Source organism: Pseudaeromonas pectinilytica (assembly GCF_054780855.1).
In genome coordinates, this window is record NZ_BAAGVN010000027.1 from 1 (window position 1) to 14,327 (window position 14,327).

15 protein-coding genes and 2 pseudogenes are annotated in these 14,327 nt (G+C 53.1%); 3 read left to right on the forward strand and 14 right to left on the reverse strand.

Translation table 11 applies throughout. The annotated features are described in order from the left end of the window. Window positions 1-333, forward strand: a pseudogene (locus ACYVG7_RS02780) (IS66 family transposase); the annotation flags it as partial. Between the two features lie 22 nt (window positions 334-355). On the opposite strand, the gene ACYVG7_RS02785 reads toward ACYVG7_RS02780, so the two are convergent. Next, entirely contained in the window at window positions 356-2,338 is a 1,983-nt protein-coding gene (locus tag ACYVG7_RS02785) for a hypothetical protein (RefSeq protein WP_460881728.1), read from the reverse strand. 801 nt (window positions 2,339-3,139) lie between these two features. Here ACYVG7_RS02785 and ACYVG7_RS02790 point away from each other — a divergent pair. After that, on the forward strand, window positions 3,140-4,102 hold the full coding sequence (locus ACYVG7_RS02790; protein WP_448887243.1) for an IS1595 family transposase: 963 nt from the start codon (window positions 3,140-3,142) through the stop codon (window positions 4,100-4,102). A gap of 46 nt (window positions 4,103-4,148) precedes the next feature. Here ACYVG7_RS02790 and ACYVG7_RS02795 read toward each other — a convergent pair whose 3' ends face one another. From ACYVG7_RS02795 to ACYVG7_RS02855, 13 genes and pseudogenes are all read right to left on the reverse strand, one after another. Continuing rightward, complete coding sequence (locus ACYVG7_RS02795) at window positions 4,149-4,565, reverse strand: hypothetical protein (protein ID WP_460881729.1); 417 nt, start codon at window positions 4,563-4,565, stop codon at window positions 4,149-4,151. A gap of 59 nt (window positions 4,566-4,624) precedes the next feature. Beyond that, window positions 4,625-5,053 carry a hypothetical protein gene (locus ACYVG7_RS02800; RefSeq protein WP_460881730.1) on the reverse strand — a complete coding sequence of 143 codons (429 nt, stop codon included), beginning with the start codon at window positions 5,051-5,053 and terminating at the stop codon, window positions 4,625-4,627. Between the two features lie 96 nt (window positions 5,054-5,149). Then, the gene (locus ACYVG7_RS02805) at window positions 5,150-5,470 is read right to left on the reverse strand and encodes a hypothetical protein (protein WP_460881731.1); all 321 of its coding nucleotides are present in this window, start codon (window positions 5,468-5,470) and stop codon (window positions 5,150-5,152) included. Between the two features lie 386 nt (window positions 5,471-5,856). Next, a complete protein-coding gene (locus tag ACYVG7_RS02810) occupies window positions 5,857-6,345 on the reverse strand; it encodes a hypothetical protein (RefSeq protein ID WP_460881732.1) in 489 nt (162 codons plus the stop codon). Window positions 6,346-6,352: 7 nt separating this feature from the next. Beyond that, a complete protein-coding gene (locus tag ACYVG7_RS02815) occupies window positions 6,353-6,847 on the reverse strand; it encodes a phosphatidylglycerophosphatase A family protein (protein WP_460881740.1) in 495 nt (164 codons plus the stop codon). Continuing rightward, window positions 6,844-7,812 carry a hypothetical protein gene (locus ACYVG7_RS02820; RefSeq protein WP_460881741.1) on the reverse strand — a complete coding sequence of 323 codons (969 nt, stop codon included), beginning with the start codon at window positions 7,810-7,812 and terminating at the stop codon, window positions 6,844-6,846. Before ACYVG7_RS02820 ends, ACYVG7_RS02815 begins: the two co-directional genes overlap by 4 nt. A gap of 75 nt (window positions 7,813-7,887) precedes the next feature. Continuing rightward, window positions 7,888-8,043 (reverse strand): annotated as a pseudogene (locus ACYVG7_RS02825) (DUF4236 domain-containing protein); the annotation flags it as partial. Window positions 8,044-8,066: 23 nt separating this feature from the next. After that, window positions 8,067-9,002 carry an HpcH/HpaI aldolase/citrate lyase family protein gene (locus ACYVG7_RS02830; protein WP_460881733.1) on the reverse strand — a complete coding sequence of 312 codons (936 nt, stop codon included), beginning with the start codon at window positions 9,000-9,002 and terminating at the stop codon, window positions 8,067-8,069. 2 nt (window positions 9,003-9,004) lie between these two features. Next, on the reverse strand, window positions 9,005-10,081 hold the full coding sequence (locus tag ACYVG7_RS02835; protein ID WP_460881734.1) for a cysteine protease StiP family protein: 1,077 nt from the start codon (window positions 10,079-10,081) through the stop codon (window positions 9,005-9,007). A 10-nt stretch (window positions 10,082-10,091) separates the two neighbouring features. Continuing rightward, window positions 10,092-10,862 (reverse strand): HAD family hydrolase, encoded by a 771-nt coding sequence (locus ACYVG7_RS02840; RefSeq protein WP_460881735.1) that lies wholly within the window; start codon window positions 10,860-10,862, stop codon window positions 10,092-10,094. Then, window positions 10,855-11,958, reverse strand: coding sequence for a phosphoribosyltransferase domain-containing protein (locus tag ACYVG7_RS02845; RefSeq protein ID WP_460881736.1), 1,104 nt, complete (start codon window positions 11,956-11,958; stop codon window positions 10,855-10,857). The genes ACYVG7_RS02840 and ACYVG7_RS02845 overlap by 8 nt, the downstream gene beginning before the upstream one ends. Beyond that, window positions 11,951-12,532 carry a DUF1523 family protein gene (locus tag ACYVG7_RS02850; RefSeq protein ID WP_460881737.1) on the reverse strand — a complete coding sequence of 194 codons (582 nt, stop codon included), beginning with the start codon at window positions 12,530-12,532 and terminating at the stop codon, window positions 11,951-11,953. The genes ACYVG7_RS02845 and ACYVG7_RS02850 overlap by 8 nt, the downstream gene beginning before the upstream one ends. 3 nt (window positions 12,533-12,535) lie before the next feature. Next, on the reverse strand, window positions 12,536-13,558 hold the full coding sequence (locus tag ACYVG7_RS02855; protein ID WP_460881738.1) for an ATP-grasp domain-containing protein: 1,023 nt from the start codon (window positions 13,556-13,558) through the stop codon (window positions 12,536-12,538). A 281-nt stretch (window positions 13,559-13,839) separates the two neighbouring features. Between ACYVG7_RS02855 and ACYVG7_RS02860 the strand changes: the two genes are divergently transcribed. Continuing rightward, on the forward strand, window positions 13,840-14,289 hold the full coding sequence (locus tag ACYVG7_RS02860; protein WP_460881739.1) for a TerD family protein: 450 nt from the start codon (window positions 13,840-13,842) through the stop codon (window positions 14,287-14,289). Window positions 14,290-14,327 lie beyond the last annotated feature (38 nt).

The following is a 14,327-nucleotide window of genomic DNA, read 5'->3' on the forward strand; positions in this document are numbered from 1 at the left end:
AAGGAGCGCAGTGATGCCGAGCGCTATCAGGCACGGCAGACGCGTAGCATGCCGCTGTTGGCGGAGTTCAAAACCTGGCTGGATAATAACGTCGGCAAGGTGATGAAAGGCTCGCTGACGAGAAAGGCGATGGAATACACGCTGGGGCAATGGCCCCATCTGGTGGGTTACTGCGTGCGGGGAGATCTGCACATCAGCAATATCCTGGCGGAGAACGCAATCCGCCCGTTCGCCGTGGGGCGCAAGGCCTGGTTGTTCGCCGACAGCGCGCAAGGCGCCAAGGCCAGCGCGACCTGCTACTCGTTGCTGGAGACAGCCAAAGCNAGGCCGATTTAGCGGCGCTTACAGTCAATGATCAATCAACAGATCGTCGTTTGAGGTTTCGCTCTGTAATCAGGTTTTCTTCTGCACTTTGTCTTCCTGCGTCAAAAAGACCTTTAAAAAACTCAGCCTCTTTGGTCTTCTGTGCATAGAGAAGGGGAGTGATCAAGCGACCATGAACAACTCGGCTATCGATGCTTGATAACTCCTGCAATGCGTTCGATGACTCGGCCAGTGATGACTTGATGGTAGAGATCAATAGCTGATTGGCTTTGTACCATGCGGACGCTGTTTCATTACGTCGACGAGTGGGAATGCTCCGGATCAGACTTTCCAATTCACTTTGTTCAACCTTCCTCGGATTAGCCCGGATGATCTCTCGTATCATCCCCGCATCATCATCTCGACCAAGAAGTTCCAGAACACGTTGCATGCTTTCAACTTTGCTGGAGCTTACACCTGCGAGCATCTTACGCGCAGCCAATGGTGATTCATCAAAAGCCTTAGATAATAGCGTTATTGTTTTCAGGAGTTTGTTCTCAAATTGAGTCCGCCACACCTGAATTTTTTCTTCGGACACATTCGGACCCGACAACGACGCAAAGGATATGTCCGCCAGGAGTTTACCCGCTTCTGTTTTAACCTGACTACCACGAGGCTTGGTTCGAAATTGGGGGTTTTGGTCACAGTCAGAGATTGTTCCATCACCAATTCTGAATACCTGCTTATTTCCAAAGCGATGACCAAAGAATGTTAACTTGCTAGCCATGGTCAATGTTGACGGTTTGCCAGTGTCATCAAGAACTTTAGATCCAACAAATTCCACGCTATACCGGACCAACCTAGCTTGCGTTAGTTCGTTCAGGGCCTGCTCGAGGAGACGAAGCTCATTATGGCAATAGCGCTCCTTCGGGTGGATCTCCATCAGCAGTTGCTTGGCAGTTATCACTACATTAATTCTTGTCCAGTCCTCGGTATATCCTGTTCTGGATGCTAGCCACAAACCCAGCAGCTTTGCCATTTGACTGGGAAGGTAAGCGACTGATGCGCGGTTAAGAGCATTGAGCTTGTTACTGTGATACACGCTCCTGAGCTCCGGTGTCGGGGAGATCTCTATTGTTCCGTTCCCAGGAAGGTGCAATGTACCCGATAGGTTTGCAACCATTGCCTGTCTCTTTCTATCCGTTTCGTCCAAGCTCGGGTAAAACAGCATTGTGACCGATTTTAATCGGGCTAGGGAATCCAAAAGACTCTCCTCTACATAGTATTCTGATGGCCTAGCTTCTTCCGGTAGGGGTGAGAAAAATTCATCAAGAGTAAGCACCTTGGGGACTTTAATTGCAGTATCGAACTGTTCTTTTGTCATCCGGCCAAACCAATGGGCCAAACAGAGATAGATTTGCAGATCCATGCTGGTATTCAAAACCTGTCCACGCAGAGTCATGTATCGGTATCCGTTGGCCAACGGCTTGGCCAGTTCGTAGATCTGCATTTCATCGAGACTCGGGTGTTGCTTTACCGGCGGTAAAACACGGAATAGCCCAGTCTTCAAAATGAAGTCCGGGTGCAAATCGATATTTTTTGGTGGCATATGGCTATAGAGTGCCATGTTCGCAATAGGGGAAGGAGTATCATCCTCATCGTCAACCGGAAAGGTTACATTTCCTATTTCATGCTTACGACCAAGAATCAACTCACCTTCCACCCCCCCTTGTAAGTACACGCTATCGCTACGCGCACTGTTTTTATTGGGTTTTGTGGTGGAGTGGTCTTGTGAGTGAGTATCCGAATTGGATGGATCAATAAGGATCTCAATGTTTGTTTTTCTGAGAGCCTCAATAGCTGCTTTCGGTGATAGACTTGGTGAGCTACTAATCAAGCGTTCAACAACATCAACGGCCTGTGGATTAATATGAGGCATAATCGCCTGCGTCATTGTAGGGATTAAGGACTCATCCATGCTTATCCTGCGCAAATAATCCTGCGCAATCAGTATGATAGTGTTGTTTTCTGACACAAAGCCACCTGTTGATAACCTGTTGATACCATGTGCGCATGCTGTGCAAATGCTATGGAAAATCAGTGTTTGCATATGCGATAGCAAATGACGGTGTATTGCATAGTAAATGACAGCATATGCGATAGCAAATGACGGCATATTGGATAACGAATGACGGCATATTGCATAGCAGATGACGGCATATTGCATAACCGATGACAACGTATTGGATAACGAATGACGGCATATTGCATAGCAGATGACGGCATATTGCATAGGCATGGATTTTAACTTATATTTCAGTGAGTTGTGCTTCACGTTCTCTTATCTCTTGATCCTATAATCTTTGATGATCTCTCTATCTAAAGAGATCTTTGATCCTTAGATCATCTTTTCAATCAAGATCACAAAATCAATTATAATAAGAGGTGCGCTCTTTTAGGGTTACCACTAGATCCAAAAGATCCACACCTGGATCCAGTTCCGATCTCGTAAGCAAACGCCCAAAATACGGCATTAGAGCGCGTTTAACGATAACCTCATGCCAAGAGGTGTGTATTGACTCGAGATTCGCAGAATGGCCTTTTTAGAGGCCATGTAGGAACCCTCTGACCAAGGAGGCGTTAGCAGGTGTTGATACGGGGCGGGATATAGATCACTTGGCAGTTCAGATCTCCAGCAGTCTGTTCACCAACCAACAGTTGCTGATGCCTCAACGGTAAACCCAAGAACAAATAATCACTCAAAAAAAAGGCTATGTCCCAGTTACGTGTTGGAAGGCTAATCTTGAAGTAGGTCATCACCCAGAGGGCCTCAATCATGGATACCCAAGCCTTTCAACATCTACTGTCTCTCTTCCCTCAGCTCACCTTGCGCCAACGTCGTCTCGCACACCATGAACTCTCCACCCCTCATCCCGTCACTTCGCTGGCCACTCATTTACCGGATTGCCGCTGTTGTCCCCATTGTCAGGCTGAGGCCGCTCAATTAGCACCCTGGGGGTGGAGCCGAGGATTACGCCGCTATCGCTGCAAGCAGTGCCAGCGCACCAGTTCAGTTCTGACCAAGACGCCCATGGCCAGATTGCGTAAGGCTGACTGCTGGGAGGAGTACGCTCAAGCTCTCATTGAGGGACTCACCGTCCGACAGGCGGCCGCTCGTTGTGGGGTCGCCAAGAACACCGCTTTCTTGTGGCGTCATCGTTTCCTGAAAGCCATGGCTGCCCATCAGGCAACACGGGAAGAGGGGATTGTCGAGGTCGATGAAACCTTCTTCCTTGAGTCGTTCAAAGGACAACGAGGATTACCCCGTCCGGCCCGTCGGCGAGGTGGTAAGGGGCGAACCAGAGGGACCGGGCCGGATTACATCCCGGTGATGGTGGTGCAGGACAGAGCGGGCCATCTGGCAGATTTTCAGTTGGAGCGACTGGATGCCAAGACCGTCCAGAGGGCGCTGAAGCCGCTCATCGCGCCGGATGCAGTGCTCTGCAGCGATGGCGCGGGGGTGTATGCAAGTTTCAGTCGGCGGGAAGGAATAACGCATCAAGTGGTGCACAACCGACAAGGGGAACGAGTCGTGGGTGCGTATCACATCCAGCATGTAAACGGGTACCACAAGCGGCTGAAAGAGTGGATGAGCCGATTCCACGGGGTAGCGACGCACTATCTGAGGAATTATTTGGGTTGGCGGAGGATGCTGGAGCGCTATGGACGGGAAGTGGATATTCCATGTTGTTTGCATGAGGCGCTGGGGCGCCCCATGCAACACGTAACTGGGACATAGCCAAAAAAAAGCCCCGTAATTATTACGGGGCCTTTGTCATTTACCGTTAACCAATTTCAACATTGGACATGGTGTGGTAGTCAGTCCAGGTAGCATCACAATCGTTGCACCAGACCTTTTGTGTTGCTTTTTTACTGCCGATCTCAACTTTGCCACCCTCGATCTGCATCGACTGGCAGCGAGGGCATTTTTGCCCTCCCGTTTCCAGATAGATACCTTTTTGGGTGTTCTCATCAAAGAAGGGGATAGCCCAGTCACCGAACCCCCAGCTTCGTTCACCGATCCGAACACGGTCGGCGATGAAGTCGAGCTTTGCACCATCACTCATGCAAGCCCAATGGGTCAGTTGATTTGTTGCCTGCGCATAGATGTATGAAAAAGCCATACGCGGATCCTGGTGCGAGAATGTAGCTTGTTCGCCTGTAGCCAGGTTGGTGGCTGTCATGCAATTAACTTCGGTCATGTGAAGCTCCAGTTTATTGTTGCCCTATAAGGGCTGGTTGGTGTTGGCCGACAGGCCGATTAGTAACCAAAGTAATGATCTCGCGCAGTCATCTTTGGTCTCTCGGTTTTCTTTATGAACTCCACAATTTTGCGGAATGTTAATGCATGGGTTTTGCACAATCCCGCTCTGTTGCAGACCCAATCAATAGCTTTTCCTGGGTCCGCTGGTGAGTTTGCACGGCTCCACCATGGGACAGTGGGAGCAGGGAGTTTATTTTTCCAAGACAAAAAACCTTGTTCCTGGAGTAACGTGTAAATTCCCTCAATGCTGGCACTTTCTAGGTGCCGGAGTTCGTAGTTATCAGGCTTTGACGTTGGTGTTGACGGTTGTATTGAAATCCAGCCAGCCAGCTCCCAAGTATCGCGGTCTTCGTCTGCATCCCAGCCAATGCTTACATTGATGGTTCGCTTCCCTTGTTTCAGCTTGAGTTCTGTATTTCCGAACATAATGAGCTCCTTTGCCTAATAGGCGGGTTGGGGTTGGCCGGATTGGCCTGTTTTGTAATGGGGCTAAACAGCCCCGACGTGAAAGGATGGGTAGCCTCAATCGTTGTAAAAGAGGATGTAACCCACTCCGTTTTGGATGGCCAATTCGATAACTGGCTGGAGTTTTTCCGGTGCCTCGAAAGGGAACCCGGTGTTGCAAGGATCGAGCGTTGCCACATTCACAATAAATTCGTAAACGCTACTGTCCTCGTCCGTTTCGATATGGGTGAACGATGCGTGATCTTTCACCCAAGCCCACTCGGGAACGTCCAGAGCTGACTCATAATCGCCACAGAGTTCGGGCATGCTGACATCCATGATGTTGGTGACAGACCATTGGCCGATCCGGTTGCTGGTTTTACTGTTATTGAGTTCCATAGGTATCTCTTCAGTGGTGGGCGAAAGCCCGGGTTGGTATTGGTCACGAAGCTGCGTTTTGCAGACCAGTTCGCAGTGAGACAGCCATAGGCTGTTTCCGCATAGCCACCAGCAAATGGCGGATATGCGGAAATAGCCAAAGAGGCCTAATGCAGATTGAGAGGCAAAGAGTGCCGAGAGCCGGCAGCGTATCGAGTTGAAGTGGGTACCGTCAGCGAGTGACTGCACCGGCCCGAAGGCTGGTACCTAGTGCTCAGGCTAGATTATCGGCTTATTGGCGGGGCGTAAAGGGCGAGGTAAAAGAATGGCCGAGCTATTGTCGGCCATTCTTGAGTTGTTAGTTGGATCGGTCTTGATAACGGCAAAGGCTCCTGCGGGATCTTTTGTCACTTCTTGCGAGTGATGCCAATAGCGCTATTAAGGATGTCGATAGCCCCAGCAATTATTTCCCTGCGTGACAGCAAACGATGTGGGCTTTGTTCCGAAATATCATCAATAGCTTGGATAGTCGCCTCATCAAGGTGAACCGCGTGTCCGTCAGAGTAGTGACGAATAGCCGTCGGGTCCAATGCTTCAGCCAGCTCCTTCTCTCCAGCCAAGATGGTGCCTATGGCGCGAATCACGCTATCAGGAACACAACCGTAAGATGTGATCTCGTACTGGTTTTGGTCCTGGTTATAGGTCACAACCATGTCGTAGTTGGTGCGCAGCTCGGCTAGGAGCCGGTGAAAGGTCGGACTGGAACAGGTTAAGGCCCGAGCCAGACCTTCAGCGGAACGATCACGCCCAGCATCCAGCAGCAGGATCAGGCTAAACAGTCGCTTCTGCTTACCTGAGATTATTTCGAACTTCTTCGTGGTCTTTGATGTGGTCATTATTTTTTCAGAAAAAAGTGACTTCAATTAGTTTCAGAACGACAAGCGCGAACACGCCGGCAATCACGTCATCCAACATGATGCCGAGCCCTCCCTTCAATTTGGCATCAATGGGGCCGATCGGCCATGGCTTCCATATATCAAAAATCCGAAAGACGACGAAGCCAGCGATGAGCCAAGCGAGGGTATTGGGCAAGCAGGCGACCGTGATGAACATCCCCACAAACTCGTCCCAGACAATTCCACCATGATCGTCTATCCCTATGGCGTCAGTGGCCTTCTGGCAGGCGTAAACGCCAATGGCGAATGCCACAACAATGATTGCGGTCTTTAGCGGCAGGCTGGCTAAGCCCAACAAGTAGCAGAACGGCACTGCGGCGAGGGAGCCAGCCGTCCCCGGGGCCTTGGGTGATAGCCCGGACCCAAGGCCTGTGGCTAGGATATGCCAAAAGTTGGTGGGGCTCAGACGTTTAAGCTCAGAGTTGATAGATAGCTTCATCAGGACACCTTTAACGATTTGAAAATTCCAGTGCTGGTCATGTTGCGGTGCAACTCGAATCGCTCCAAGGCCGCAACCGGGTCCACCAGATCCAGAGCCTGGAAGTTCAGTTGCTCGAACTGGGCCCGACTAGCGGTGCATTGCAGGATATAGTCGTCTTCAATCTGTCCAGATGCGGGGCTCAGGCGTTGAGTGAAGCCGGCGATGGACACGGATTGCAATGGCAGCGTTGCGAACACTTCGCCCATGATTCTCAACAGGCATCCATGAACGTGCCGAGCATACTCCAAGCGCAGTTGCTTATCTGACTTATCTTTCACCACCAGATTTGTTTGGCTGGCGTTGAGTTTGGCGGTTTGTGGCGGGATGTCCTCTATCTCGGGCAGGTCAATATCCAATTTGACGAGAGAGGCCTGCGGATCCACCTCAAAGGTGAACGTGGTCTCTCGTGGCCATTCCAGCTGGGACAGGTCAACCGAAAGCACCTGCTCAAAGAAGGCCAGATCGGTGGCAAAGCGCTGCCTGAGCTCATCGACCGAGACGGCTTGTTTAGCTGCATGGGCGGTAGCATCGGACTGCCATTGGGCATACTGCTCTGCCCATGCAACCCGAGCTTGCTGGTATTGCTGCAGGCGTAGCTGGTTGGCCTGCTCCACCTGCTTCACCTCGACCTCCCAGGCTTGTAGTTGGGCCTGATAGTTCGCCTCCCGTTGCTGCTCATTACAGAACAGCCCTGACAAGAGCCCTGGCTTGCTCTGTACGGGGCGTTCGGGTATCAGCAAGTCCGTGGGCTTTTGCGGTCTGACTGGCGCAGGCAGAGAGAATGCCGCAGTGTGATGTGCCAAGTAGGCGTCAAGCAGCGAGCACATTGTCCGTCCATGGGCCGGGTTGGGGGTTTCTGTGTGGATACCTAGGATCCACTCCATGTCGCCGTTGATGACGGCAGCTTGGCGCTCAAGCTCGGCCACATCGTTTGCTGACGGCGCGGGGGGAGGATTACCTCGTTGGGCGATCCCTCCACCAATACGGGTGCGATAGCTGAGGCCGGTACCAGGAAGTCCTAGGTTGGCATACGCTCCGCTCCGGCCAATTGATACGCTTGCCCCTCTAGGTCCAAGCGAGAGGCTGGGGCCTCCATTGCTAAGGTTGATCCTGACTCCGGGGATCAAGCTGATACTGCGTCTAAAGCGAAAACCCATTCTCAATAATTCCCGTTGATTAGTTAGGAGTGAGCCGCAGATTTGGCATCTATGCGGTTAATTGTCGGACTAACACCATAGATCCGAGCTCGGGTCAATATGTTGGATGCCCAGCGACGATGTGTGGTTGGCTCGCACATGGCACCGTTATTTTTGAACACAGCCTGCTCGGAGTTCAGGATCCGTAGGGCGTCCTGGTACTCTGCTGTTTCGATGGACAAAGCCCGGTGGATGACGGCTATTTGACTGGGGTGGATAGCTGTCTTGCCGACCAGCCCATGAGCGACATCTTGAAGGAGTTCACGCTCCAGCAATCCAGGGGTGTCGATTACCTCGCAAACCGGGGCAGTGAGAGCAAACCCGCGAGAGGCGAAGGTGCTGACCAACATTTTGAACACATACCCGAGCGGGCCTTCGTAAAGGGTCTCGGTTCGTGAGCGCCGGATCCCCAGTACGTTCATCAGGTCATTCCCGCCGATCCGCAGAGCCAGGATTTTCTCCCGAAGGGCGTCGGTATCCAACGCCTCGGCCAGTTCCCGCATGGCGAGGGCGTCAAACACATCAGCCGTCTCCAGAGTGGGCATCCAGCGCAGATGAGTATGACCAATGGCTGCCTGCCACTGGGCCATATTTTCCAGATTGAATTTCGGCAGCACAAATCCGACAACAAGACGCAGATCCAGTGTATCTACCAGCTCTGCAGCCATACCCACATCGCGGGGACGAATAAACACCAAGGGGCCGCCGTCAACTGCACCGACTTGGTTCATGGTCGACACGATGGATGCCAGATTCTGTCTGGCCTGCTGAACATCTTTCTCCGCGACGGCATCTTCGAGACAAATCACCAAAGAGCGCAGTCCTTCGATTTTATTGAACAACACAGCATCAACCAGGTCGTCCCGGGTTGCAGGCATATACAAGGTAGCTCCAAGTGCGAAGGGAGAGAGGTTCTGCATAGTTAGGACACCTTCTTGATGATGGTAACTGCACGATACGGCCCCAGTGCCGCTCCGACCTCGGTGATGACGATCCCCAGTTCCTTAGCGAGGTGAACCAGCAGGGTAACATCGTTGTCGTTGGTGGAGCGCACCAGCACATGATCCGGCACTCGGCGAAGTACCGCACGGGTAGCCTCGGCAATGCCCGGCTTGATCCGGTTGCGGTTTCTGATGTCGTACTTGTCAGCAAGCTCATCAATAACCCGAGAGCTTTCCAAGGCCAGAGGCGAGGAGTCCTCATCCTCCCAGCTACAGGCCGGGATTGAATCAAGATCCAGTTTCTGGCGGTGATTGGCGATGACATCGACTAGATACTCACTGCACTCATATTCAGCCAAGTGATTGCAGTGAACACAGCCATGTAGGCCGGTATCCGTCCAGATGGAGCGGGAAACCAAGCCGGATACTGGGGCGCCGAGAATCCCGAACGGGATCAGCCAGTCATCTCCGGATGCGCTCAACCAGCTGCAGCCGCAGGGGTCGGCCAGAACGACCAGTCGGGGCATCTCCGGGTAACCCGGGCGGCCTGCCAGAGTGCGTTTCAGTTCGCCGGTAATGGCTCCTTTGCCGGTCCAGCCGTCAACAAAGACGATCCCCTCGGTACCATGGCGAGATTCGATGATGCTCAGCGCCTCATGGTCAATGCCGCGATCACGAATGATGCTAATGCCATAGTGGTAGGACTCTGCCCCTAGTTCCTGTAGGGTTTGGTGAAGAATGACCCCGAGCGGTACCCCGGCGCGAACAAGGCTGACCAACACAATAGGCCGCCCCTCGAGCCGCTGGCGAATGGCCTTGGCCAGCTGGACGGACTCAAGCGCAAGGCGCTGGCCACCCAGCTCAAGGGCAGAGTGGAACAGCTGCAGATGACGAGGGGATGGCTCGGGCTCCTGGCTCAGCATTTCGGAATAGTGCCGCTGCCCGGACTGGATCAGTCGCTCTTTCTCTTCCACGCTGGTCATTTGGATGACCAAGGGTTTCAACAAAAACTCAATGCTGCCAGCCTTGTAGGAGCCAGAGAACGGTTGTGTTTGCATTCGTGACTCCTTATAGGTCCAGGGTGGATTCAATCAATCCTGCGAATTGGCTTTGCTGAGGTACACCCCACCAGCTGCAGTGTCTCAGGAATCGGTGATCACTCAGGCTGTCTCCCAGGCCAATGACCGGCCGGGCTCCCTGTTCTTTGCTCAGCCTGGCCAGCAGGAACTCAACGGCGAGGCCTTTTTCCACGCAATGGGGCAACCAGGCGATGTTGTTGCTGTTGCGGTGGATGTAAAAGCCCTCGGTATCAACGAGGCTTTCCAGCTCTGCCCCGGCAGAATACAGCTCATCCAGCTTGGCGCTGCTCCGGTGTTTCATCACCAAGTAGATAGGCTTGCCGTATTCGAAGTTGATGCGGGCCCAGGCGTCAATTCCCTTGTCTCTGAACAGGGCCGTCGCGGTTTCCTGGATGAGTTGGATCCGGTCATGAAAGCCGACCAGCCGCGCCAGCATAAAGGCTTGCCAGTCTTCATCCGGGGTGCCATCGGGCTTGAGGATCACCGCGCCATGGGTGGTTACCGCCCAGGACTTGAACTTGATGGCCACCCGGCTGATTTCTTCGGTGCCGCGGGCGGTCACAGGGATAAGCTCAGCATGTTCCAGCATCCAGTTCACCAGCATGGACTGTTGAGCGGTCATGAAACTCCGCGGCTTCATTTCCCGGTCGTAGGCACCAACTGCCAGTTGGTCAGCTGGTGGCGCATCAGGCCCGAGCTTACGCATTGTCTGGAACAGGGTGTCATCCAGATCGGCCAGGATGAGAGGGGTATTAGGCATAAGTTATCACCTCGACGTTGCGTAAGGATTGGCAAAGCGCCGGATCGAGACTGTCTGCGGGGGTTTCCACGCAGACAATGATCCGGTCGTATTGCTCCGGGTGAATGTTGTAGGCGAAGTTGGGAATGCCCAGACCGTAGTTGTCGGAAAAGCTCAGAGCATTGCTGATGGCCATACCCACCGCAATCGGTGAACGAGTGATGGCACTAAATTTGACTTCGCCGCCTTGTTGCTCCAGCTGCTCGGCCAGTAAAAAAGGTGGCCACACAAACTCGCCAGAGCCTAGCACCAAGATCCGCTCGCCGAGGCGAGCAGGCCGAGCGGTTGGTGGCGCTTTACAGCCGGAGCCAGTCCCTAATCGTCCCCAGTCTTGCCGTTGTGACAGTGGGGCTGTGCCGCGGGCTGTCACGTTGACTGCTGGCATCACTGGAGGTATTGCCTCGGGCTTTGGTTCCCACTTCCATTCCCCCGTCATCAATGCAATGGGGGTGACAGGGAAAGGAGACTTGCCAGCTAATGCGTTACCACTCCAATCGGTCAATGTCACCGTGCAGACGTGCTGGAGCTGGGACAGTCCCGCCTTGGGCAGTTCGCCTAGCAGGTTGGCGAACGTGTTACCAGTGGTGGCCTCGTCATCGACCAGCACTAGGGAACGAGCATAGCGGGCCATGGTGGCCAGTTCGGGGTCTTCCGGCCAATAGATGAGGTGGTCTGTTGCATGGCTGTGGGCCTCAACGAACTCGCACATCAGCTTGCCATCAACCGGGTGCCGAGTAGAAGTGATGAGTACGGCATCGCTTCTGGTACGGCAATATTCCCGGTGAACGCCGGCAGCCAAGCCAACCGCAGTCTCGGCCATGCCTATAAACAGGACTGGCCCGGGTAGTCCTGCAGGGATCTGTTGTGCAAGATCTCGGTAGGCATTCTTCATAGTGCGGGGAGCTACCGGAATGTGGCGACCCAAGGCCTTGCTGACAAACAGAAAGGCTCTCTTTGGATTCCGACGTTCCGCTATCTCAAACAGGGCATCAGGACTCCAATTGCCGGCATGGGGCTGGATGGTCAAGGTGCCGGTGGAGAGGTGGTATTTAAACACGGCTTTCCCTCCGCTTGAGCAGACGACGACACAGCAGCAGCCCTTTCACCATCAACAGAAACCAGATGAACAGAGCGACACTACGGATCAGGCTTACCGGTACCACCACATCTTTGGATGCCTCGATAGCGAGCACGTTAGGGAACATGGAGAGTATGTTGATGCGCCAGCCGTAGGAGGTAATGGTGACCTCGGCGTTGTTTTTGGACAGCGTTTGAGCCTTTGCTTGGACATCTGCAGAGTTGAATTTGAAATACGGGGGCCAATGCCAGCCTGTATCCTCATTGATGAACACACGAACCTGATCCGACTGCTCGGTACCTGGACCGCTCAGCGAGGTGTAAATGAAATAGGCGTCATGGGTCGGGCCGTCTGCGGGATTCTCCGCGCTGATGGGACCGTCCTTGTCTACCCGCTTCACCTCAACGCCTGTGACATTGGCGTTGGTTTTTTCCGGCAACACATAGTCCAGGCCGATCAAGCTCGCCAAGGCGACGGACAGCATGGCGCTGTATGCGATGAGCTTGGCCTTGGAACTAACTCGGTGGGGCATAGAGACATGTTCTTGCGTCATGGGTTACTCCGGCAGGTGAATAACATCAGAGACAACACGGACGGTGGCTCGGCGGAAGGAGCGCACGGCGCTGTTTTTTGCATGGCCTTTGGTCAGTTGGCCGGTTTGGCGCTTGGCAAACAGCACCGGGAGGCTGACACCGCATGCGCGTGAGTAGCAGATCCCACCTGACGGACGCAGGTTGATCTCCAGCAGCAGGGGCTCGCCAAATTGGTTATTCCGGGTTTGAACATTAATGAGTCCATCGGCTCGCATTTTCATTGCGCAGGCCTGCGCAAGGTTGAAGGCCGGACTTTCAATTTCCATGTGCTGCAGAGCGCCTTCCTTTTTGCGCCCAATTGCTGCAATGACTTCGCCGTGCTCGAGCAGCATATCCACGGAGCACTCCGGGCCGGCTAAGTACGGCATGAGCACCTGGGGCTTGATCTCAGTCCCCTGCATGGCCTGAAGATACAGGTTGGGATTGATACGGCGAGAATCTGGGTCAGCCAAGGCCTTCATCATGGTGGCGTTCGGATCGAGGCGCCAGAACCCTTGGCCATAGATGCCTGTTACCGGTTTGATACACATCGGCACGTCGCCAAACGGCTTATCTGCTATAGCGGCTTTGAGCTCATCAACGGTATTGATCTGTAGGGAGGGTACGACCGGCAAACCAGATTGCTCCATGAACGTGGCGAATTTCACCTTGTCGTCGGCCAGCGCGAAGGTGGCCACGTCACGGGCGCCTGTGACTAGGCGAACCCCCATTTCTTCGATCTCAGGGCGGTGTTGCTCAAACCAGCTGCAGTTGCGTCCGACATGTACGGTGCCGACTTCATAGCGCTCGATGATGTTGGCCATGAACTCCAACAGCGAGGACTCTTCGGGCTCCACAAAAGAGTAATCAGCGACAGATAAGATCTCGGGTCGGTTTTGTGGGTGTGATGCCAGAACGGTTAAATCATCGATCTTGGCTTCTTTAATGGCCAGCAGGATGTCTCGCTGAGAAGACAGCCCCCCCATAAACCAAATGCAATTTTTCACGATAGCTCCATTCGGGATTAATTAAAAACTGCATTATCATAAACTGATAAAGCGGCAAGAGCTAGGGTAAATAGTGAATCTAGCGACAACACCCTTGATAAATAGCTGCGTTGTGCGCAAATTATCATCTTTGACGGAAAATGTGGTTGACACAACTGGTCATGTCATTATCATTTATTGATATTGTAACTGTTCAAGTCAAATTGTCAGCCGCCGGGCGTTGTGGCAATGTCAAGCGGACTAATTGAACTCTATCTTTACATAACGCAGGAGGCTTTACCGTGTCGGTCAGTTTGCAAAAGCGCCAGACTATTTCTCTGGCCAAAGAGAGTAAGGGACAACTCAAGTCTGTGCAGGTTGGATTGGGTTGGGATCCGGTGAAAAAAGGCGGGTTTTTGGGTGGGTTATTTGGTGGCAGTGACAGTATCGACCTGGATGCTTCCTGTGCCATGTTGGCCCTCAATGGTGATATGTTGGATCTGGTCTGGTTCCGCCAGCTGGAATCCAAATGCGGATCCATCCGTCACAGTGGTGACAACCTGACAGGGGATGGTGATGGAGATGATGAGGTTATTTATATTGATCTGACGAAGATCCCCTCCAATGTGGAATATCTCGCGATCACAGTGAATAGCTTTCGCGGGCAGACCTTTAATGAAGTGCAGAACGCCTTCTGCCGGGTGGTGAAGGCGTTGTTGCTCAAATCAGGGAACTATCCCGCAGTTTGGTGATCTGATCTCTTAGGTTCACCACCGGGAGCGCCAGATGG

Excerpts from the sequence above, each read along its gene's own strand:
- ACYVG7_RS02810 (WP_460881732.1), bottom strand. The coding sequence starts at position 6,345 with ATGACCACATCAAAGACCACGAAGAAGTTCGAAATAATCTCAGGTAAG.
- ACYVG7_RS02805 (WP_460881731.1), bottom strand. The coding sequence starts at position 5,470 with ATGGAACTCAATAACAGTAAAACCAGCAACCGGATCGGCCAATGGTCT.
- ACYVG7_RS02790 (WP_448887243.1), top strand. The coding sequence starts at position 3,140 with ATGGATACCCAAGCCTTTCAACATCTACTGTCTCTCTTCCCTCAGCTC.
- ACYVG7_RS02840 (WP_460881735.1), bottom strand. The coding sequence starts at position 10,862 with ATGCCTAATACCCCTCTCATCCTGGCCGATCTGGATGACACCCTGTTC.
- ACYVG7_RS02800 (WP_460881730.1), bottom strand. The coding sequence starts at position 5,053 with ATGTTCGGAAATACAGAACTCAAGCTGAAACAAGGGAAGCGAACCATC.
- ACYVG7_RS02830 (WP_460881733.1), bottom strand. The coding sequence starts at position 9,002 with ATGCAGAACCTCTCTCCCTTCGCACTTGGAGCTACCTTGTATATGCCT.
- ACYVG7_RS02835 (WP_460881734.1), bottom strand. The coding sequence starts at position 10,081 with ATGCAAACACAACCGTTCTCTGGCTCCTACAAGGCTGGCAGCATTGAG.
- ACYVG7_RS02795 (WP_460881729.1), bottom strand. The coding sequence starts at position 4,565 with ATGACCGAAGTTAATTGCATGACAGCCACCAACCTGGCTACAGGCGAA.
- ACYVG7_RS02850 (WP_460881737.1), bottom strand. The coding sequence starts at position 12,532 with ATGACGCAAGAACATGTCTCTATGCCCCACCGAGTTAGTTCCAAGGCC.